We start from the raw sequence: 21,393 nt of genomic DNA, 5'->3' as shown, positions 1-21,393 counted from the left end.
GCGGACTCCGGTGCATCAGGGCGCGGCCGGCGGGCGCGCCTCGCGCGCCTGCTGCGGCTCGTCGTAGAAATCGCCGAAGCGGCGGATCGCCACCGGCAGCACCAGCAGCGTGAACAGCGTGCCGGTGACGATGCCGCCGACGATCACGCAGGCGAAGGGCCGCTGGGTCTCGCTGCCGATGCCGTGCGAGAGCGCGGCCGGCAGCAGGCCCAGGCCCGCCATCAGCGCCGTCATCAGGATCGGGCGCAGCCGCGTCGTCGCGCCTTCGACGATCGCCGTCGCGACCGCGGCGCCCGAGCGCACGCGCGCCATGATCTCCTCGACCATGATCACGCCGTTCTGCACCGAGATGCCCGCCACCGCGATGAACCCGACCGCGGCCGAGACCGACAGGTGCAGTCCCGCGAGCCCGAGCGCGGCCAGCCCGCCCACCAGCGTGAACGGCACCATGCCGAGCACCAGCGAGGCCAGCCGCACCGAGCGGAAGGCCCAGAACAGCAGCGAGAAGATCAGCAGCGCCGTGAACGGCACGATCACCGCGAGCCGGGCCGCGGCCCGCTGCGAGTTCTCGAACTGCCCGCCCCACACCAGCTGGTAGCCCGGCGGCAGCACGACCTGGCGCGCCGCCGTGCGCTGCGCCTCCTCCACGAAGCTGCCCTGGTCGCGCCCCAGCAGGTTGACCTTGACGATGACCATGCGCGAGCCCGACTCGCGGAAGATGCGAGAGGCGCCCTGGCGCACCTCGACGTTCGCGACCTCGCCCAGCGAGATGGTGCCGGGGCCGTTGCCGACCTGCGTGCCGGCCACGGCGAGCTGCAGCCCGCGCACCGCGTCCACGCTGTCGCGGTGCGGCTGCGCGAGCCGCACCACCACGTCGAAGCGGCGGTCGGCGTCGTAGAAGCTGGTGGTCGGGGCGCCCGACATCGACTGGGCGATGACGTTGTCGACGTCGTTGACCGTGAGGCCGTAGCGCGCGAGCCGCGCGCGGTCGGGCGTGACGACCAATTCGCTCTGCCCGCCGATGCGCGTGCTGTCCACGTCGGTGGCGCCGGGAATGCCGCGCAAGGTGGTGGCCACCTTCTCGCCGAGCTCGTCGAGGATGTCGAGGTTGTTGCCGATCACCTTCGCGACGATCTCGCCGCGAAAGCCCGACAGCGACTCCTCGACGTTGTCCTGGATCACCTGCGAGAAATTGGTGCTGATGCCGGGGATGTCTTCCAGCTTGGCCGACATGTCGGCGATCAGCGCCTCCTTGCCCGCGAAGCGCCAGCCCGAGCGCGGCTGCAGGTCGACCAGGATCTCGAGGTTGTTCGGCCCCTTCGGGTCCGAGCCGTCGTCGGGCCGGCCGACCTGGCTGATCAGCCGCGCCACCTCGGGGTACGTCAGCAGGGTGGCGCGCACGCTGCGTTCCACCTGTTTGGTGGTCTCGAGCGCGGCCGAGGTCGGCAGCGTGATGGTCAGCCAGATGTTGCCCTCGTCGAGCTTGGGCAGGAATTCGCTGCCCAGCCGCGGTGCCAGTCCCAGCGCGAGCGCCACGGGCAGTGCCGCGAGCCACAGCGTGCGGCCCGCGTGGCGCATGGTCGCCGCGAGCAGGCCGCGGTAGCGCGCCTGCAGCCAGTCCAGCCAGGGCTTGTGCTTCTCGGCCAGGGTGCGGCGCTGCAGCACCGTGGCCAGCAGCGCGGGCAGGTGCGTGAAGGTCAGCAGCACCGCGCCGAGCAGCGCGAAGCTCAGGGTCAGGGCCACCGGCGTGAAGATCTTTCCCTCCACGCGCTGGAAGGTGAAGATCGGCACGAAGGCCAGGATGATGATCGCCTTCGAGAACAGCACCGGGTGCGCGAGGTCGCTGACCGTGTGGTGCAGCACGCCCAGCCGCTGGTGGCGCGCCTCGGGCGAATCGGCGTCGAGCGCGGTCTTGGCCGCGAGCCGCACCATCAGCGCCTCGACGATCACGACCGCGCTGTCGATGATGATGCCGAAGTCGACCGCGCCCAGCGAGATCAGGTTGGCCGACACGCCGCGCGCGGTGATCAGGATGAAGGCGAACAGCAGGGCCAGCGGGATCACGGTGGCCACCACCAGCGCCGCGCGCCAGCTCGAGAGGAAGATCACGAGCACCGCCACCACCAGCAGCGCGCCCACCACCAGGTTCTCGACCACCGTGGCCACCGTGTGGTGCACGAGCTGCGTGCGGTCGTAGATCGGTACGATCTTCACGCCGGCCGGCAGGCGCGGCTCGAGCTGCGCGATGCGCTGGCGCAGCTCGGCATTGATCTTCGCCGGATCGCCGCCCTTGGTCATCGAGACGATGCCCTCGACGATGCTGTCGCGTTTGCCCGCTGCGGCGATGCCCAGGCGCGGGCGCTCGCCCTCGCGCACCTGCGCCAGGTCGGCCACCGTCACGGGCCGACCCTGGCGCGAGGCGACCACCGCCGCGCGGATGTCGGCGAGGCTGTCGAAAAGACCGCTGGCGCGCACCACCAGCGAGGTGTCGCCGCGGCGCATCAGCCCGCCGCCCGCGCTGCCGTTGGCATTCGAGACCGCCTGGCCGAGCTGGTCCAGCGTCACCTGGTACTTGCGCAGCGCCACCGGGTCGACCTCGATCTGGAACTCCCTGAGCGCGCCGCCGAAGGTGACGATGTCGGCCACGCCGGGCGTCATGCGCAGGAACGGGCGCACGGTCCAGTCCTGCAGCGTGCGCGCCTCCATCTCGGACAGGCCCGGCGCCTCGAGCGTGTAGCGGTAGATCTCGCCGACGGCCGTCGACAGCGGCGCGAGCTGCGGCTGCACGCCGGTGGGCAGGTCGACGGTCGAGAGCTTCTCGAGCACCTGCTGGCGCGCGAAGTAGTCGTCGGTGCCGTCGGCGAAGGTCAGCGTCACGATCGACAGGCCGGTCATCGTGACCGAGCGCACGTTCGACAGGCGCGGAATCCCGGCTACCTCGCGCTCGATCGGCAGCGTGACCGAGCGCTCCATGTCCTGCGGCGCCGCGCCGGTGCGCTGCGAGATCACGCGCACCTGCACGTCCTGCACGTCGGGAAACGCCTCGATCGGCAGGTTCGAGGCCGCGTAGCCGCCGAAGCCCACGAGTGCCGCGACCAGCACGAACACGAAGACGCGCTGCGTCAGCGCGAAGGCGATGAGCCGCTGCATCACGGCCGCTCGCTCGTGCGGGTCGTCAGCTCGGCGTCGAGCAGCAGCGCGCCCGCCGTGACCACGCGTTCGTTGCCCGCCAGGCCCTCGCGCACGTAGCTGGTGTCGCTGCCCTGCGCCAGCAGTTCGACCTGGCGGCGCCGGAACGCACCGGGCGACTCCTCGACGAACACGTAGCTGTGCACGCCGCGGTTGACCAGCGCCTCGTTGGGCACGCGCACGCCGCTGCCGTCTTCCTGCAGCAGCTGCGCGCGCACGAACATCTCGGGCAGCAGTTCCAGCCCGGCGTTGTCGAGCTGCGCGCGCACCGGCACGCGCCGGGTGTTGGTGTCGACCGCATGGCCGACCTGGCGCACCGTGGCGGCGAAGCGCCGGCCCGGATAGGCATCCGACTCCACGCTCACCGCGCTGCCCAGCTTGATCCGGCCGAGCAGCCGCTCGGGCAGGTCGATCATCAGCCACAGCCGCCGCGGATCGGTGACCACGAACAGCGGCGCCGCCATGCCCGGCGCGACCTCGAGCGCCGGCGTGGCCGTGCGCTCGGCGACCAACCCGTCCATCGGGCTGACCAGCTGCAGGCGCTGGCCTTCGCCGCGCAGCCCGCGCGGATTCATGTTCTGCAGCCGCCGGCGCGCGCGCTCCACTTCTTCCAGCGCCTGCGCATGGTCGGCCTCGAGCGCCTCGAGGTCCTTGTGCGCGATGGCATCGCCCGGCGCCAGCTCGCGCCCGCGTTCGGCCGCCAGCTGCTTGCGCTTCTCGTCGGCCAGCGCCTTGCCGAGGTCGGCGCGCGCGGTGCCGTAGTCGGGCGAGTCGATGTCGGCCAGCACCTGGCCCGCGCGCACGCTGTCGCCGGGGCCCACGCGCAGCGCCACGATGCGGCCCGAGAAGCCGACGCCGATGCGCGCGGTCGCGTCCTCGTCGTAGACCAGGCGCGCGCTCAGCGGTTCGGCCAGGGGCAGCGGCACGCGCGGCATGGCGTCGGTGCGGATCATCGCGAGCTGGGCCGCGCCCTTCGGGTAGCGCAACTGTTCGGGATCGGCGGCGCTGGCTGTGTTGCTCGCGCCCGCAGGCGGCGTGGACGGCCCGGCATCGGATCGCGGCGCGCGCCAGACGAGGAATGCCGCGCCGGCGAGCACCAGCAAGGCGAGAAGGACCAGGAGGACCCGGCGGGAGGCAGGAGGACGCAGGCTCATCGGTGCGGCGGTACGTACGGACCGACCGTGCGGGCACGACGTCGGAGAAGGAGGGAGCCGACCAGCCTAGGCCGCGAAGCTTTCGGGAAGCTATCTATCCACGGGCGGCGCTCCGGCAATCGCCACCGGCTTGCGAATGCGCGGTCGATGCGCGATCCTGAAGGGCGCGCACCGTGCGCCGCCTGTCATGGCCACAGCCACCCCCCTCGTCAACGGAACCCTTTCCAGAACCATGAGCAAACTGGACCTCAGGCAGGTCGAGCTGCGCCGATTGCTGTCGGACGCACGGCCCACGCAGGTCTTCGAGGACCTGCTGCAGCGCGGCCTGGTCGCCTGCCGGCAGGACTTCGGCTCGCTGCTGCTCGAGGTCTTCCCGAAGATCGATTCGACCGTGGTCGCGATGCTCTGGCGCTGGCGGCGGGACGGCGAGTGGCATCCGGCGTTGTCGGATGCGCATGTGGATTCGCAGGTGAGGCGGCTGCTGGCGGAGGCGGGGTACTTCGATGCGGTGCTGCAGGCGGTCGGCAGCGAGAAGATGGACGGGCCGAACTGACATGGACGCCGAATCGCGGAGGTGCGAGAAAAATCAACTCCCTCATGGCGGAGGCCATTGAGTCGGCGGAGGCCATTGAGTCGCATGCGCGTGTCGCAGAATCGATCGACATCTCGCATTCATGCAGAAACCACCGAAAGCCGGAGCACATCCCTATTTCGGATCCGGGTTCGATGAAATATGCTGCACGCATTCCAATGAGCGAGGAGTCGAGCGAATGCCATACCTTCTGCCTGTGCCGGTAGGCCACTACCTCGACCCGAATCAGCCATTCCAGCTCGCCCAATACAACTGGCAATTCCTCGCGGAGGGAGACTCCTGGTTCTCGATCACCGATGCGGTGCTGAACAACCGGAACCTGCTGCCTTGTCTTCATTTCCCCAAGGCGGCCGCGGCGATCAATTGCGCAGCACCCGGCGATATCGCAGGGGAAATGTTCAAGCGCAACCCGCAGTTCAAGATGCTTCTGCAGCAACGCTGGTGGCTCGCGATCCTGGTGTCCGCGTCGGGCAATGACCTCATCGATGCGATCAACGTCACGCCGAACGACTCCGCGGGCCAGCTTCGTCCGGCTCGGGAGCGGATTCTTCTCACCAAGGCGGAGGCGATCGACGCATCGGATCCCCATGCCTATGTCAGCGAGGCCGGCATGAATGCGCTGGCGGGTTATCTGCTGTGGTGGTTCGCGAGCCTGGTCGAGTGGCGGGATGCGGGCCAGAGCAAGGGGCGCCCTGTCTTCCTGCATACCTACTCGGTGCCCGTCGCGCGTCCGGCAGGTGTGCCCGGAAAGTCCAAGGGCTGGCTCCATCCCGCCTTGGTCAGGAATGGCGTGCCGAAGGATCTGCACCAGGGCGTGACCGACATCGTGTTCGGAAAATTGCGGCTGTTCCTGCTCGGTCTCGATACGGATGCCAGGAGCGGATACCAGCTCCCGAACGTGCATGTGTTCGACTCCGCCGCGATTCCCCTCGATCAGGCGGACCCGGACGCCACGGGCCCGAGCGGAGACTGGGTCAATGAGATCCACCTCAGCACCTCCGGTGCGGAAAAGCTCGGCCAACCGTTCTCTTCGTTCATCCTGCAGAGGTTCAGCCGCTACAGCATGCCCGGGTAGGTCCGCAGCCTTCGTGCGCGGCCGCTTTCTCCGCGCCCGGATCCGATCATCCTCATCGAGGCGGAGGTGACCATGGAGAAGGAAAAGTCCGTCGAACGCCTGGACCGGCTGGTGGAGCGCCGACGCAGGCAACTGGCGCGGGCACGAGGTGCGAATGCGGCGGGCAGGGAGAGCGCCCCGCAAGGCAGCGGCGAGATCTGGGGACTGGCCTTGTCCGGGGGAGGAATCCGCAGCGCGACCTTCTGCTTCGGTGTATTGCGTGCGCTGGCGCAGCACAAGTTGCTTCTGCGCTTCGACCTGCTTTCGACGGTGTCGGGGGGAGGCTACGTGGGCGGGATGCTCGGCAGGCTCTTCGACCGGGCGACGGCGCCGGACGACGTCGTGAAGGTCGAGGATTCGATGGCTGGCGCCGAGACGCGCAGGTTCGGATGGTGGTTGCGCTCCAATGGTCGATACCTCGCGCCCGGCGGTGGCGCCGACCGCCTGTTCGCGCTGGCGCTGTACATGCGCAATCTCCTCGGCATTCACGTGGAGCTCGCGCTCGTCGGCCTGCTGATCGGCCTCTTGATCACCGGCTTCGATCTCGGCGTGTGGGCGGTGCTGGACTGCATGGGGTATGCATCCCGATCCGTGTTCGATCATCTTCGCGGCCTCGAGCCGTGGTTGCCCACAGCCTGGTTGCTCGCGCCCATTCCAGCGGCGATCGCGGCGCGCTACGCCTTGGCCTATTGGCAACTGCCCTGGGCCACTCGATCGGATGGGGCCGCGCTCGCCTGGTGGTGGGGCGTCGCCGCGTCGGCCCTCGGCGTCGCGAGCTTCATGTACCTGTACTGGTTCCCACGCAGCGCCGCCATCGCCCAATCCTTCCGCGACACGATCGCCGCCGTCATCCTGGCGATCTGGCTCGTCGGTCTTTGGGCCGTGCCATTGGCGCGAAGCATCGGGTTGCGGGAGGGGTCGATCGACCGGGCGAGGAACGCGATGACCACGAGCCTCGCCACCTGGGGCATGCTGACGGCAACGGTGCTCGCGGCGGGAATCGTCGATCGGCTGGCCTGGCGGGTCGCTTTCGAGGCCTCGCTGACCCTGGACCTGGGGCTTGCGCTGGGCCTGGCGGCGGTGCTGCTGCGCGGCATCCTGCCCGCGATCGCCGCCTCCGGCACGCGGGCTCCCCGAATCTCCGCGTTCGCCGGCACGGTGGCGCGCTTCGCCGGCATCCTGCTGGCATTCGCGCTCCTGGTGTGGTGGATCGCGGTGATCCACAAGACGATCGCCAGCACCGTCTTTACGGACAGGGAGCTCACGTTCAGCAATGCGCTGGCGCCGATCCTTCTCGCTTCCGTGATCCTGGGCGCGTACATGCTCTTGTCGGGGTCGAACCTCGAATTCCTGAATCTGTCCTCGCTGCATGCCTTCTATCGCGCGCGGCTCGTCAGGAGCTACCTCGGAGCGGCCAATGGTGCGCGCTTCGACAGGCCGCCGCTCGATGGCGCCCTCGAGCCGATGGAGCGGTGGGCGCATACCGCGCCCGTGGGTTCGAACGTCGGCGAAGTTCACGGAGACGACGACAGGTTTCTCAAGCACTACAAACCGCAGCGTTTCGGTGGTCCGATCCATCTGATCAACGTCTGCATCAACCAGACCGCCGATCCCAAGGGCGCGCTCTTCAATCAGGACCGAAAGGGCCTGTCGCTGACCATCGCTTCCGGCGGACGCTCGCAGGTCAGCCAGGAAGGCTGGACCGTGAGCAGCGGTCTTCGCGAAAGAGGGCTCGGAACCTGGATGGCGGTGTCGGGTGCGGCAGTCTCCCCGGGGCTCGGATACCGGACCAGCCGAGGTCTTTCGGCGCTTCTGACCTTTGCCGGCATCCGGCTCGGCTTCTGGCTCACCGAGGCGGCACGAAACGGCAGAGCCGCGGGATTCCTCGCCCTCGGAAAGACGCGAGGCCTGCTGCGCGAGACCTTCGGCATCTTCGACGGGGCTCGCGGCAAGGACTGGTTTCTGTCGGATGGCGGCCATTTCGAGAACACGGGGGCCTACGCGCTGCTGGCGGAGAGGGCCAAGGTCATCGTGCTCGTCGACTGCGGTGCCGACCCCGAGTACCAGTTCCATGATCTGGAGAACCTCGTGCGCCGGGCGCGCATCGACCTCGGCGCCGACATCAAGTTCCAGAGACCCGTCTTCTCGAGTGCCACGAACGCAGTCGAAGCGCAGCAGAAAGCTCCTGCGGGATGGCCATCGCAAATGACGTATTTCGGATCGCTCAACGATCTGGTGTCGGCGGACAGCACGGCCTGCCTGGCGATCGCCAAGGTCGAGTATTCGGAAGACCGATCCCAGGGGTTTCTGATACTGATCAAGCCCAACATGTGCCAAGGCCTGGGCATGGACCTGATCAACTACAAGGCGCAGTGCCCCGACTTTCCCCAGCAGAGCACCGGCGATCAGTTCTTCTCGGAGGCTCAGTGGGAGAGCTATTTCCAGCTGGGAAACTTTCTCGCGGAGAAGCTCGAGCCGAAATTTCTGAAGTCGCTGATCGCGGATCCAGGCCTCTACTTCGAAGAGGACATCTTCCCCGTCAAGGGCAAGGATTCGGCGGCGACACCCGAAAAGCCCAAGGAAAGCGCGGACTCGAAATCGGGCGCCGAGGACAAGGAGAAGACGCGGCGTCTACCCACCCGCATCAACGTTGCGGCGGTGGGTGCAACCCTGGGCCTCGGCGCCGCTGCCACGGTGGGCATCTCGCTGTGGCAAGCGCTCGACAGCGCCCGCGCGGCCGAAGCGAATCAGGTCAAGTCGCGGCGCGAGGCCATGAAGGAACTGACGGAGCTGTGGTCCAGGTTGCCTCCTCTTCCCGTCGATCAAACGCTGCAGGCGGAGGTGAACCAGGCTCGATCGGAGGCCTCCGATATCCGCACCGGCAATCTGAATCGTGGTGCTTCGGACCCGTACTCGGCGCTGGCGGCGGCGATCGTTCGAACGGCCGACAGCCTGTGCCCTGGGGACGAGGCCGGATGGCTCAAGCGATCCGAACTCGGCAATCACATCGTGACGACGGCGGTCTCCGCCTGCCAGCTCCTGGTCATTCCCAAGACGCCGGCATGCATCGCACTGCTCGAGGCCGACAATCCCACGATACGGAGCAATCTCCCGGGCTGCCTGCGATACGACGACAAGTTGCTTCCATCGGCGCAGGTCAGGTACTGGGGCTACGACTACACGATGGATGCGGCCGTGGGAACCATGCACCCCTGTGATCCGCAGCTTGCCAAGCTCGCGGAGGATGAAAAGCTCCATGAGAGAGAAAGAGCGAAGCTGAAGCTTCGCCAGGCAGGAGATCAACCGGACACGCAAAAGCCGTGCTATTGGCAACTCACGCCCGTTAGCAGCCGGCCGCCGACGGACACAGCGAAAACCCCCACGGTGCCCGCCTCGGACGTGCAGCCGACTCAGCCACCGCTTCCTTCCGCGTCTCAACCGGCGAGTGCTTCCGCACAACCTGCATCCTCCGCCGCTTCGGCTGCGAATCGGCCGAGCAACCTGCCCGCGATAGACAGCAACATCTGCCGCCGCAAGACGGTGTACGTGCAGATCTACGGGCCTGCGCAACGCGATGCCGTGAGGCAGTTCCGACCCGTATGGCAAGCCCTGGGGGCGAGCGTTCCTCCGATCGAGAACGTCAACGATGCGGCAAGGCGTGCCGGCAGGCCCGATCCGAAACCGGTCAGCTCGACCATCGTGCGATATCACGACGAGGGCAGCCGTGCCTGTGCCGATGCGATCGCCCAGAACGCGTCAGGCAATGGGAAGCTTCCCAACTGGAAGGTCGAACGTCTGTCCGCGCGGCTCCAACCGACACCCGGAAACATCGAGGTATGGATCGCGCCCGACGCTCCAATCGTCGCGAAGCCTGTGCCGACGCAATAGGCGGGTGCGCCGCAGACGGTTACGCAGGCCAGGCAACGCCGAGTTTTCGCGCTGTGAGCGGGCCCGTGTCTCCATCGGCGACCAAGCGGTTCTGTTTCTGGAATGCATGAACAGCGGCAACGGTGTGCGGGCCATATTCGCCATCGATCGCTCCGGGATCGAAGCCGGCCTGCTTCAGTGCGCGTTGTACGGCCTTGACCAGCGGCCCCGACATGTTGGGCGATTGCAGGGTGAGGATGAACGGTAGCGGCTTCGGTGTGACGTTCACGTTGTTGGCGCTGTACTGGACTCCGGGAATCTGTGCGTAGAAGTGCCAGATGCGTCCTTCGACCTTGCCCCGTTTGACGCCCAGCCCTTTTCCGGCCGCCTCGACGGTTCCACCATTTCCATCTGAAATCGCCACGTGTCCCATCTGTTTCGGCATGGGAGGCCTGCGAACCAGAATGACGCCGGGCGTGCTGTTTGCCACGGCCTTCGTGACTGGGGTGAGCGTTCCGTTCTCGGCGTCCCGGACCCACGAGCCTGAATAGGCTTCCGTGGTGGCGGGATTCCCTCGGTTGTCGGTACAGCCGTAGAGCTCTCCCGTGATCTGGAAGACGACCCACGACGCGAACTCGGCGCAGTCCCAAGGGCCAGTCCATTTGGCGTTGTCCTTCGGAACGAGCACATTCTCGTATTTATCCCCGATGCGCTTTTCGGCCAGCTTCAGCAAATCTTTTCCGGTTGCCATCTCTTCTCCCCTTCGCGTGGTTGATGAAAAGTCCGGTCGATCGATGACCCGGTGTTGCGTGCACGTCGGTGGACCGCTCGGGACGGCGATGGCGCAGCAATGCCAATTGGATGTCCATCATCTGGATCAGGTATGACATGGGAATGTCATGTTGCGTGAATCGAGCTATTGCAATGGGACGAAATTTCGAAATACGTTGACGATGAATTGATCGGCGGCAACGAAACCCTCGGGAAAGTCATGGATCACCTTCCTCCAAAGGCGAGGGCGCATCCCTCAAACAGGGGATGCCGGCGCAATTAGGTACTGCTAAAAGCTACTCAAAATTCGAGGAGCGGAAGAATGCAATGCCAAGCGCGACCTGGTCCGAGCGGCCACGGCTTTCCGTTGGGATTTCGCAGATCGAGGCGACTTCGGATCGTCGCATTGACTTCCGCCGTGCTATTGGCGGGCTGTGCCACCCTTTCTCCCCAGATCTATTCCGACGATCTGCTTCTCGACGCTTCGCGGAGTTCCGAAACCTTGTCGTACGCAGACGCAAGGAAAGACGCGGAACAGGCGATCCGGCGCTATATCGCCGCTGTTCAGGAACTGTCGAGCTTCAACCCCCGCGTGGGAGCCGCTCTGATCCTTTCGAGCGCGGTCGCGGTGATCAAGGGCGTCACGAACCCCTCGGGCTCCGCGCTCGCCAAGGTCGCGGTCGGGGGATCGGCGGGTGTGGCCTACGGCAGCACGCTCGTGTCGAAGCAGCGCGAGGAAATCTACATGGCTGGCGCCAGCGCATTGAATTGCGTCATCGCCGCGAGCGAGCCGTTTAATGTCGCGGCGTCGACGTCGGGCAATTGGGACGCGTCGCAGCAATCGATGAACGCGCGTCTCGCAGAACTGCAGGAATTGCTGCGCGTCCACGCCGGTGCCATCCGGGACACGGCGCTCGCCGCGGAACCGGCGAGGGCACAGCCGCAGAGCTGCAAGGCGGAGCCCGCGCCGAACTGCAACCTCAAACCCGAGAGCCTGACGGCGATGACGACCGAGGAAAGGAACCGGCTCACCACGTCGTGCCTCGCGGCAAAGGCGACAAGGGATCAGGAGTGCGCCGTGCCCGGCAAGAAGACGACGACGGTATTGACGGCCGATCCGGTCTTGCAGCGAACGGTTGGTCGTGCCGACGTGGCGGTCGCGGATGCCCTGGCTCTGGATGCCAGGGTGAAGGCGCTGCGCGCCAGGATCGCTGGCGCGGCCAGCGACCTGCGCTTCCGATCGAGAGAGATCCAATTCAATGTGGGCAGGGAGGTCTCGAAGACCGTGCCGGACATTGCATCCTTCCTGGCCGCGAGCGAGAAGATAAAGACCACCGCCCTTGCGATAGGCGGCCAGGATGCGTTGAAGCCCGTGCCGAGCGTCGCTCAAAGCGGGTCGATCGGCGGCAAGTCCAGGGCGCGGCCGTTCGATGCGAAGGCACGCAATATCGAACGGGAGATCGCAAAAGCCACGGAGGACCTGGCCGCCGCGACGATGGATCTGAGCAAACTGGTCGGTCCGATCCTTCTGGAGGTCGACAAGCCCAAGGCGACCTGCAAGCTGCAGGTGCCGGGGCGCACACTGACCCTCGTGCCGGATCTGGAGGAGATCGAAGTGCCGGCCGGTTCCCAGCAGACCTTCTACGTGATGGGCGCAGGCGAAGGCCTGGCCTGGTTCGCAAGGAGCCGCGGAGGTGGAAAGGCCGGAACGATCAAGCCGGGCGATGAGAGCGGAAAGAGGTCGTTCATCTACACGGCACCGGCGGAAGGCGCGGCGCCCCAAGGCGACCAGATCCTTTTCACGGATCCTGCGGGTCCTTCGAGAACGGTCAACGTCAAGATCGTCGCGCCGTTGCAATCCGCCCGAGTTCCGGCGGTGAAATCATGAGAGGCAGCGAGAAGCCTTCAATGAAAGTTTTCACCGCTGCGCACCCGTGCAGGCCGGCGGGCGCGGGCGATGCCTTCCTCAAGCCAGGCTCCAGCAAGAAAGGGGGCGCGCATGTGGCCATCGGTTGAGAATTCGGCACGCGGCCGCCCGGGCGAAGGAGGCACTCTCGGCGCCATCCTGCGCGACCGGCGGCTCCCGCACCGGCTCTACGCGCTGACGGCTGGACACGCCGTCGGGGCCGATCCCGGCACCACGGCCGGAGACGTCATCGCCTTCGCGGATTCTTCCGGGCAATTGCAATTCGCGGGAGGATTGGTCGATTGGGCGCCGACTTTCCCTCCCGACGCGAAGACCGGAGCGGTGGATGCGGCGATAGTGCTCGTGGCGCAGGAAGACCTGCGGGACCTCGCGATGCAATCCGCGCTCTGGCCCGTCGGTGCCGCGATCGCGCGCAGCGGTGATGCGCTGCGACTGCTGACGAGCGATCGGGGGCCGGTCGACGGCAGTGCGCAGAACAGTGTTGCGGTGTCGGTGCGCGTCGAGGCGGGCGGTCCGGCATACACGCTGTCGGCAGTGCAGGCCTGGAACGCACCGGGCGGGACGCAGGGAGGCGACAGCGGAGGAGCGGTCTGGAACGATCAGGACCAACTGGTCGGCATCCACGGAGGGATCCGGCTCGGAGATCCCGCGCAGCCCTTCTTCATCCCGATCGACACGATCCTGCGCTATTTCAACGCGGACCTGGTCGTGAGGGACGAGTTGTCGAACGCTCTTGCGGCGGTCCGCGGCCGGCGGCCCCTCGCGAGCACCGTCGAGCGTGCGCCGATCCAGCCGGTCCAGCCGATCGTCGCGTCGAAGCCATCGCCGTTCGACGATGCCCACGCCGAGATCCTCGCTCGCACCATCTGGGGCGAGGCGCGTGGCGAGAAGGAACCGGGCATGCGCGCCATCGCCTTCGTCGTGCGCAACCGGGTGCAACGCAGAAGCTACTGGGGCTCCGACGTCGCCAAGGTGTGCCGCTATCCCTCGGCTTTCAGTTGCTGGAACCCGGGAGATCCCAATCTTCCGCTGCTGCAGGCGGTCGGCGCGAACGATCCCTGGTTCAGGTCGGCGTTGACGATCGCCACCCAGATGCTCGCCGATGCCCGTGCGGGAGTCAGCGCACAGGACCCCACGAACGGGGGAACCCACTACCACGCGAGCAGCCTGGTGCCGCCGCCATGGTGGACGGAAGGCCACGCCATCTGCGCGCACATCGGAAAACACGTCTTCTACAACGACGTCAAGTGAGGCAGCCAAATGGACATGCGAATGATTGAGGTGGCGCTCGGCCTGGCGCTGATCTTTGCGTTGACCAGCCTGCTCGTGACGGCCTTGCGCGAACTCTGGGCGTCGGCCTGGGGATCCCGCGGCAAGGTGCTGCAGCAGGCCCTGACTTCCTTCCTGGGCGACAACAAGGCGCTCGCGAGCACGCTGATGGCGCATCCGCTGCTCACTTCCTTGAGCAAGAAGCAAGAAGGTGGAACGCCGTCGTACATGGGGGCCGACATCGTCGTGACCTCGCTGATCGCTTCGCTCGTGGAGACCTGTCTTCAGGGCGTGCGCCCCGCAACGCCCGCGAAGTTTCTCGATGGGGTGCGCGAGTTTCTGGACACGCCCGCGAATCGGGGCGATGCGCAGGCAGAGTTCGCTGCGGACGGCTCCGGGGCTCGAAGGGCTTTCGTTCCGAACCCCAAGCTGCTTCGCGCGATGCGCAGCCTGATCCATGGCGTGGAGAACGATTGGCCCGGCTTCGAAGCGCGGCTTTGCGCCTGGTACGACGCCGTCACCGAGCGCTCGATCGGATGGTTCAAGCGAAAGAACCAGGTCACCCTGCTGATCTTCGGCTTCGTCGTTGCCGCGGCCGCCAACATCAACCCGATAGCGATTGCGCCTCGACTCTGGCAAGACGCACCGATGCGACAGGCGCTTGCCGCGGCGGGAAAGACCGCGGGCGAAGAATTCGCGGCAGCCAACGCCTCGAACGGCGCGGACATCGATGCCGCCGCGCTGAGAGCGGCCCGCTCGTCGATTGTTCCGGCGCAGGCCGAGGAAAAGAAGAGGCACCGCAGTTCGGTCGAGGAAACCGAGCGCAGCCTGCAGGCATTGAAGCTGGCCTTCGAGCAGGTGTTGGACAAGCCAGGTGCGTCGGCTTCCACGCCGGTGTGGCGAGAGGCCTACGACGGCTACCAACAACTGCTGGCACTGCGCTCGGCGCTCGATGCCATGCGTGTTCCCGAGAATGGGTCGTTCCGCGGCATACGTCGGCAGCTCGAGGCCGATGCCAACGTCGATGCGCGCATGAAGTCACTGGAAAGCGTTTCGACGGCGGGCTTTCAGTCGCTCGTGACGACGCTGCGCAAGGCGATGGATGCCGAGAAGAGGGCGCAGTCTCGACTGCTGGGCTCGGTCGTGGATGCAGGGTGCAGGCAGGACACGGTCCTGCCCGGGAGCGACAGGGAAGTCGAGAGTTTCTGCGAGCGCCTGGATGCCATGAACTCGCTGAAATCCATCGGCCTGCCCATCGGTTGGGAGCCGTTCATCGCACCCCAGGTGTTCAAGTCCCGATGCGTGCAGAGCTCGGACTGCTGGGATGCAGAGCGGGTGGGAAATGCCTTGCTCATCGCGATCGGCTGGCTCATCACGGCGGTGGCCGCCAGCCTGGGCGCTCCATTCTGGTTCGACCTCCTGAGCAAGATCGGCAAGCTGCGCGCTTCCGGCGCCAAGCCGTCCGAGGTGGAGGACGCGGGGACCGTGCGAACGCCACCGGGCGGCTCCACCATGGCCCTGCCTTCGGAGCCGCCGGACGAAGGTGGCGGGGATGGTGGAGCGGCAGACGCAGGCACCCACGCAGACGATGGCGGCGCAAAGCCCGGCCCGAAGCCGGAGGTGCCAACCGGAGCGGACCAGGGACCGGTGAACAAGGGGCCGAGTCCCCACGAGCAGCAGCTCGTGGTCAGCGAGGTGCGGCGGGTGCAGATGGCGCTGGGGCTCGTCGGCGCGCGGCTCAGCGGGCAGTTCGATGCAGCCATCCGCCAGGCGATCCTGGAGTGGCAACGCGACAAGGGCTACGGCGAGACCGGTCAACTGACGGAGATCCAGCTCGACGAGCTTCTGAGCATGGCACCCGGTGCAGCGGCCAAGCTGTTGCCGCGCAACGTGCCCGCATCCGTTTCACCTCCCGGCAATGGAGGGGCGAATGGAACCATGCCGCTGCTGCAGGGTATTGCGTCGGGTGGCCGCGCCGTTTCGCTCGAAGAATTGGGGACCCAGAAGGGGCTCGCGAGGGAAATCCAGACGGCACTCGCCGAGATCGGACTGCTCGATCCGCCCGCGGACGGTGTTTTCGGACCCGTGTCGCTCTGGGCATTGCGAGAATTCGGCAAGGCGATGAATGCCGCCCCGGTCGAGATCGTCGATGCCGGATTGGCCGAGATGCTGCTGTCCAGCGAGGCAAGAGCCCTGTATCCGATCGTGCTCGACCACTCGCCTGCGGGCCGCACGGCGGCCGCGATGCTCAAGAAGGGCTACTGGCTGTGCCGGCACCCGGACGCCGTCAACATCGTCTACGTCGAAGGCATGAAGCGCGATGGCACACCCAACGCGAACGAACCGAACCGGTTCAACGATCTGCGGACCTTGCTGCGCATCGCGCCGGGCGGCAAGGCCGAATGGGTCGGCTGCTGGGAGGCCTCCACCGAGCCCGGACTGGTCTACACGATGAAGCCGCTGGACGGCACCCCCGGGGTCGCACGCATTGCCCTGGGGCAGTTCAAGGCATGGAGCGTGGGTTTTCACAAGGGAACGCAACCGGCACTCGTGCAAACCGCGCCCATCGTCATCTATCGCGATCTCGACAAGAACTTCAGGCGCGACGAGGGCGAGCGCGTGTCCATCGCCTCGTCGATCAATCAGCATTCGGGCTACGACGCGCCGGACAACAACGTCGGGAACACGAGCGCCGGGTGCCTGGTCGGACAGTCGCGCGCCGGGCATTCGGAGTTCATGGCGCGTTGCGAGCGGGATGCCCGCTACCAGGCCAATCACGGCTATCGCTTCATGACCACGGTGCTGGAAGCGGCCGAGCTGGGGCATTGAGGCCAAGACAGCCGCGCGCATCTGCGAACTGGACGCTCGCGGGTCGCTGCGGCATCGGCTCAGCGCAACTCCCGCCGCAGCGGCAACAGCAGCCAGAACCGCGTACCCGCGCCCGGCGTGCTCTCGCCCCCGAGCTGCCCCCCATGCTTCTGGACCACGGCCCGCACCACCGCGAAGCCCAGCCCCATGCGCCGCGGCGCAGCGGCGGCCGAGGCATCAGGATCGGCGCGCGGCGTGGCCACGGGCTCGGGTGCGAACTGGGCGCGCTGCCCGCGCGGCGCATGGAGCAGAGCATGCAGCTGCGCAGGCGTCATGCCCGAGCCCTGGTCGGCGATGGTGATGCGCACGCGGTCCGGTACAGCGTCGTCGGGGGTGGCGGACTCGAGATCCATGCGCAGCTCGATGCGCGCGCCCGGCGCGCTGTGGCGGATGGCGTTGTTCAGCAGGTTGACGATGGCGCGCGTGAGCAGCGAGCCGTCGGCGCGCACGAGGGTCTCGTCGGCGTCGTCGAGGCGCGCATCGATGCGCACGCCGTTGGCCTGCGCATAGTGCCAGGCCTGGTCCCGGGCATCGAGCAGCACGGCGCCCACGTGGGTGTCGGCGAAGCGGTAGTCGTCCGACTCGGCCTGCGCGAAATCCATGAAGCCCTCGGCCAGGTCGAGGGTGCGCTTGGCCTCGCGCCGGATGGCCTTGCGCATGTCGGCGGTGCTGGCCGCGTCCGGGTCGCCCTCGTGCATGGACAGCAGGCTCAGGATGGTGACCTGCGGGCTGCGCAGGTCGTGCGAGAGAAAGCGCCGCCATTCGTCGCGCTGCCGCTGCGCCTCGCGCTCGGTCGTGAGCTCGGGCAGCATGACGACCCAGCCGCGGTCGTCGGGCGCGTCCGCGCCGAAGGCGGCGGCCTCGAGGCGGAACACGCGCGCGTCGGCGGTGGTGTATTCGTCGCGCAGCCGGATCGTCCAGTGCAGCCGCGCCGAACCCGGGGCATCGGCCTTCGCGGCCGCCGCCATCGGCGCGATCAGCTGCGGCAGCGACAGGCCGCGCAGCGCATCGGGATCGCTGTCGCGCTGCGCGAGCTCGCCGCCGCCGAGCAGGCGGGAAGCGGCCGCGTTGCCCGAGGCGATACGGCCCTGGTCGTCGCAGATCAGCATGGCGACGGGCATCGCATGCATCGCCTCGTCCATCAGCTTCTGCATGCGCTGCACGCGCGCGATGGCGCGGTCGAGCGCCTGCTTGGGATGCACCACCGGGTCGCCCGAGAGCGCGGGCGGCGCGGGCATGACCTCGAACGCGCCGCTCGGGATGGCATGCAGCACCCGCGCGCGCTGGCGCAGGTAGGCCAGCTGCGACTCGAGCCGGCGCCAGCTCCACAGCAGGTAGAGCAGGAACAGCCCGGCGATCGGCGCCGCAGGCGGCAGCCACCAGTGCCAGCCCAGCATGGCGATGCCGCTGGCCAGCAGGCAGGCGACGGCGAGGCCGAAGGCGATCGGCAGCGCATGGCGCTGCAGGCGCACCAGCAGCCACAGCGCGATCCACAGGGGCACGACGGTCCAGGCCGCGTAGCCGTCCGGCGGCAGCAGCGCGACGTTGCGCGCGTTCATCAGGTCGTCGATGGCGTTGGCATTGACCTCGATGCCGGGCAGCACGCCGCGCATGCCGGCGTTCGGCGTCAGGGTCTGGTCGCCGAGGCCGGGCGCGGTGGCGCCCACGAGCAGCAGCTTGTCGCGCAGCAGCTCGGCGGGCACTTCGCCGCGCAGCACGCTGACGTAGGGCACCGTGCGGTAGCTGCCGCGCGGGCCCGCGAAGACCAGGCGCAGCGGGTCCTGGCGCAGCCAGTCGCCGGGCCGACCGGCCTCGGGCGACGGCGGCGGCACCCGCCCGGCGATCAGTGCGCCCACGTAGGGCTGCAGATGGCCCGCGTAGCCTTCGCGCAGGTAGAGCGTGCGCGCCACGCCGTCGGGATCGGGCGCGAGGCCGGCGTGGCCGAGGCCGCGCGCGCGGTCGGCGAACTGCGGCAGCGGCGCGAGGAAGCCCGGGTGCGTGCCTTCGTCGAGCGCGTCCGGCCCCGCATGCGCCCCGGCATGCAGCAGCGGCAGGTAGACCGGCAGCAGGCCCATCGCCTCGGCCAGCCGCGCATCCTCGCGCGGGTCGGTGCTGGGCTCGGTCAGGAACATGTCGAGCAGCACGGCGCGCGGCGCGGCCGGCGCCAGCCGCTCGAGCAGGCGCGCATGGATCTCGCGGCTCCAGGGCCAGCGCCCGAGTTCGCCGAGGCTGCGTTCGTCGATCGCGATGATCAGGATCTCGGGCGCCGCGGTGTGCGAGGCGAGGATCAGCAGCCGGTCGTGGATGAACGCATCCATCTGCAGCAGGCCGGGCCGCTGGGCCAGCACCAGCATGGCCAGCGGCAGCAGCAGCGCCATCAGCAGCCGTTCGACGACGAGCCGGGTCGAGGGCATGACGGCTTCAGCGCGCCGGGATCTCGAAGCTGCCGCCGAAGCCGGCGGCGCCAGCCTCGCCCTCGCCCACGGGGCGCGCGCGCCAGTGGTAGCGCCCGCCCAGCACGAAGGGCCCGACCACCATGCCGGCGACATGGGCCGCGGGCTCGTCGATCAGCAGCACCGAGAAGTCGGCGCCGCGCGAGAGTTCGAAGGCATAGCGCTGGCCCGCGGCGCCCGGCCAGCGGATCTCGACGCGGCCATCGGACAGCAGGGTCGCGCTGCCGCGGCCCGTGTCGGCGCCGGCGGCCGCGGGCAGGTAGACGGTGCTGTCGCCCGGCAGGCCTTCGAGCTGGTTCGCATCGAAGGCGGTGAGGCGCAGCTGGTAGAAGCCGGGCTCGAGGTCGGCCGGCGCCGTGAAGGCCGGGGCCTCGCCGCGCTGCTCGTGCACCGGCAGCAGGAAGCGCTCGTCGCGCGCGAGCTGGAGGCGATAGCTCTGGGCACCGGCCACCGGCTCGAACTGCAGCGCGCGATCGGCGCGCGGCGCGTTCGAGGCCAGCAGTTGCGGTGCCGGCAGCAGCGTGCGCGCCTGCGCCCCGGCGCCGTCGAGCAGCACCGCGCCGCTGCCGGCGCGCAGCACCAGCGGCGGTTCGGCGCCGCCGCGGTCCTGGCGCACCACCACCTCGCCCTCGATCACCTCGCTGGCCAGCGTGCCGTTCTCGTCGCGCACGCGAAAGTGCGTGCCGCGCACGCCGAGGCCCATCGAGCGCGCGCGGATCTCGAACTGCTGGCCCGGCTGCTGCTTCTGCACCTGCGATTCGACGCGGCCCCGGATCAGCCGCAGCTGGATCGTCTGGGTGTCGATGGCCTGCACCTCGAGCGCGCTCTGCGACGGCAGCACGACGCGGTTGCCGCCGGGCAGGCCCAGCGTGACGAAGGCATCGGGACCGGTGACCAGCACGTCGCCCGGCAGGATCGGGGTGCCGGGCGCGAGCACCTGCTCGGGGCCGCCCGGGCGCTGGCGCGAGGCCCGGCCCTCCACCGCCGCGACCACGGCGGCGCCCTCGGGCACGAGGCGGCCGTCGGCGAAATACAGCAGCTTGCCCGGCTGCAGCAGCCGGGGCTCGCCGACCTGGTTGCGCTGCTGCACCTCGGGCCAGCGCAGCGGGGTGCGCAGGTGCTGGTTCGAGATGCCCCAGAGGGTTTCGCCAGGCTGCACCACGTGGGGCGACTGGGCCATGGCCAGCGGCGCGACCAGGCCGGCGCAGACCGCGAGCGCGCCGGCCAGGCGCCGCGCGAGCCGGGTGGCGGCGCGCCACGGCGCCATCAGGATTCCACCTGCTGCATGGCCTCGAGCCGGTAGCCGCGGCCGTAGACCGTGCGCAGGCTCAGGCCGCGCGCGGCCTCGAGGCCGAGCTTGTTGCGCAGGCGGTAGATGTGGCTGTCGAGCGTGCGCGAGGGCAGCTCGTCGCTGCTGTAGCCGGCGCTCTCGAGCAGGTGGGCGCGCGACACGATGCCGCCCAGGTGCTGGAACAGCGTGAGGGCGAGGCTGAACTCGCGGTCCGACAGCGCATGGCGTTCGGGCGCCGCCGCCTCGCCCGGGGCCGGATGGATCAGCACGCTGTGCGTGAGGCGCTCGAACTCCCAACGGCCGAAGCGCTCGCCGGGCGAGCTTTCCACCGGCGCGCGGCGCGCCATCAGGCGCTGCACGCGCGCGCGCAGCTCGAGCGGGCGAAACGGTTTGACGATGTAGTCGTCGGCGCCGAGGCTCAGCGCCTCCACCACGTCCTGCTCGGAGGCGCGCGAACTCAGCATCAGCGTGGGCACCTGGTCGGCCTGCCAGGTGCGCAGCCAGCGCAGCAGCTCGACGCCGGCCAGGCCCGGCACGTTCCAGTCGAGCACCAGCAGGTCGAAGCTTTCGCGCCGCAGCACCTGCTGCAGCGCGAGGCCGTCGGAGAGGGCCGTGCAGCTGACCGTGGTGTCGCCAATTGTTAACAACTGCTCCAGTGTCCGGACCAGGTGTGACAGCTGGTCGGGGTCGTCTTCGAGGATGGCAATGCGCATGGTCCGAGAGGTAGCGAGGCGATTCTGACAGTGAATCCCGACGCGAAATCTGACGAATTCACGCAGGCGAGACGCCACGTCCCATTGTTTGCAATTGCAAGAAAGTAGTAAAGAAATTCACAAATGCGGGCAGAAGCTTTCTGCAAATCTGACCAAACCTCGCGCACCGGTCTCGCCCGGCAGGG

The 21,393-nt window shown here is 68.2% G+C and carries 12 protein-coding genes; 6 read left to right on the top strand and 6 right to left on the bottom strand.

The features are described 5' to 3' along the window. Positions 1-15: 15 nt before the first annotated feature. Entirely contained in the window at positions 16-3,150 is a 3,135-nt protein-coding gene (locus tag AC07PU_RS19950; protein WP_495319792.1) for an efflux RND transporter permease subunit, read from the bottom strand. Next, positions 3,150-4,286: an efflux RND transporter periplasmic adaptor subunit gene (locus tag AC07PU_RS19945; protein WP_495319989.1), complete on the bottom strand. Its 1,137-nt coding sequence runs from the start codon at positions 4,284-4,286 to the stop codon at positions 3,150-3,152. Before AC07PU_RS19945 ends, AC07PU_RS19950 begins: the two co-directional genes overlap by 1 nt. A gap of 289 nt (positions 4,287-4,575) precedes the next feature. Between AC07PU_RS19945 and AC07PU_RS19940 the strand changes: the two genes are divergently transcribed. The 3 genes from AC07PU_RS19940 (at position 4,576) to AC07PU_RS19930 (ending at position 9,937) form a co-directional block, all read left to right on the top strand. Beyond that, positions 4,576-4,896 (top strand): hypothetical protein, encoded by a 321-nt coding sequence (locus AC07PU_RS19940; protein ID WP_208508156.1) that lies wholly within the window; start codon positions 4,576-4,578, stop codon positions 4,894-4,896. Positions 4,897-5,113: 217 nt separating this feature from the next. Next, the gene (locus AC07PU_RS19935; RefSeq protein ID WP_495319789.1) at positions 5,114-6,010 is read left to right on the top strand and encodes a hypothetical protein; all 897 of its coding nucleotides are present in this window, start codon (positions 5,114-5,116) and stop codon (positions 6,008-6,010) included. Positions 6,011-6,082: 72 nt separating this feature from the next. Further along, complete coding sequence (locus AC07PU_RS19930; protein WP_495319787.1) at positions 6,083-9,937, top strand: patatin-like phospholipase family protein; 3,855 nt, start codon at positions 6,083-6,085, stop codon at positions 9,935-9,937. A 19-nt stretch (positions 9,938-9,956) separates the two neighbouring features. Here the strand turns inward: AC07PU_RS19930 and AC07PU_RS19925 are convergent, their stop codons facing one another. After that, the gene (locus tag AC07PU_RS19925; protein ID WP_490876820.1) at positions 9,957-10,667 is read right to left on the bottom strand and encodes a peptidoglycan-binding domain-containing protein; all 711 of its coding nucleotides are present in this window, start codon (positions 10,665-10,667) and stop codon (positions 9,957-9,959) included. Positions 10,668-11,093: 426 nt separating this feature from the next. Between AC07PU_RS19925 and AC07PU_RS19920 the strand changes: the two genes are divergently transcribed. From AC07PU_RS19920 to AC07PU_RS19910, 3 genes are all read left to right on the top strand, one after another. Then, positions 11,094-12,575, top strand: a complete 1,482-nt coding sequence (locus tag AC07PU_RS19920) for a hypothetical protein (RefSeq protein WP_495319785.1) — start codon at positions 11,094-11,096, stop codon at positions 12,573-12,575. 111 nt (positions 12,576-12,686) lie between these two features. Next, entirely contained in the window at positions 12,687-13,865 is a 1,179-nt protein-coding gene (locus AC07PU_RS19915) for a cell wall hydrolase (protein ID WP_495319783.1), read from the top strand. A gap of 21 nt (positions 13,866-13,886) precedes the next feature. Next, a complete protein-coding gene (locus tag AC07PU_RS19910) occupies positions 13,887-16,712 on the top strand; it encodes a peptidoglycan-binding domain-containing protein (RefSeq protein WP_495319781.1) in 2,826 nt (941 codons plus the stop codon). 59 nt (positions 16,713-16,771) lie between these two features. On the opposite strand, the gene AC07PU_RS19905 is transcribed toward AC07PU_RS19910, so the two are convergent. The 3 genes from AC07PU_RS19905 to AC07PU_RS19895 are packed head-to-tail and all read right to left on the bottom strand — an operon-like array spanning position 16,772 to position 21,208. Next, positions 16,772-19,165 (bottom strand): CHASE2 domain-containing protein, encoded by a 2,394-nt coding sequence (locus AC07PU_RS19905; protein WP_495319779.1) that lies wholly within the window; start codon positions 19,163-19,165, stop codon positions 16,772-16,774. Positions 19,166-19,172: 7 nt separating this feature from the next. Continuing rightward, a complete protein-coding gene (locus AC07PU_RS19900) occupies positions 19,173-20,471 on the bottom strand; it encodes a FecR family protein (protein ID WP_495319777.1) in 1,299 nt (432 codons plus the stop codon). After that, a complete protein-coding gene (locus AC07PU_RS19895; protein ID WP_208512853.1) occupies positions 20,471-21,208 on the bottom strand; it encodes a response regulator transcription factor in 738 nt (245 codons plus the stop codon). The genes AC07PU_RS19900 and AC07PU_RS19895 overlap by 1 nt, the downstream gene beginning before the upstream one ends. Between the last annotated feature and the right edge of the window lie 185 nt (positions 21,209-21,393).

This window comes from Variovorax sp. GW821-FHT10D07 (assembly GCF_059415325.1).
This window is presented reverse-complemented; position numbering and strand designations above follow the sequence as displayed.

Excerpts from the sequence above, each read along its gene's own strand:
- AC07PU_RS19950 (WP_495319792.1), bottom strand. The coding sequence starts at position 3,150 with ATGCAGCGGCTCATCGCCTTCGCGCTGACGCAGCGCGTCTTCGTGTTC.
- AC07PU_RS19940 (WP_208508156.1), top strand. The coding sequence starts at position 4,576 with ATGAGCAAACTGGACCTCAGGCAGGTCGAGCTGCGCCGATTGCTGTCG.
- AC07PU_RS19935 (WP_495319789.1), top strand. The coding sequence starts at position 5,114 with ATGCCATACCTTCTGCCTGTGCCGGTAGGCCACTACCTCGACCCGAAT.
- AC07PU_RS19930 (WP_495319787.1), top strand. The coding sequence starts at position 6,083 with ATGGAGAAGGAAAAGTCCGTCGAACGCCTGGACCGGCTGGTGGAGCGC.
- AC07PU_RS19925 (WP_490876820.1), bottom strand. The coding sequence starts at position 10,667 with ATGGCAACCGGAAAAGATTTGCTGAAGCTGGCCGAAAAGCGCATCGGG.
- AC07PU_RS19915 (WP_495319783.1), top strand. The coding sequence starts at position 12,687 with ATGTGGCCATCGGTTGAGAATTCGGCACGCGGCCGCCCGGGCGAAGGA.
- AC07PU_RS19910 (WP_495319781.1), top strand. The coding sequence starts at position 13,887 with ATGATTGAGGTGGCGCTCGGCCTGGCGCTGATCTTTGCGTTGACCAGC.
- AC07PU_RS19905 (WP_495319779.1), bottom strand. The coding sequence starts at position 19,165 with ATGCCCTCGACCCGGCTCGTCGTCGAACGGCTGCTGATGGCGCTGCTG.
- AC07PU_RS19900 (WP_495319777.1), bottom strand. The coding sequence starts at position 20,471 with ATGGCGCCGTGGCGCGCCGCCACCCGGCTCGCGCGGCGCCTGGCCGGC.
- AC07PU_RS19895 (WP_208512853.1), bottom strand. The coding sequence starts at position 21,208 with ATGCGCATTGCCATCCTCGAAGACGACCCCGACCAGCTGTCACACCTG.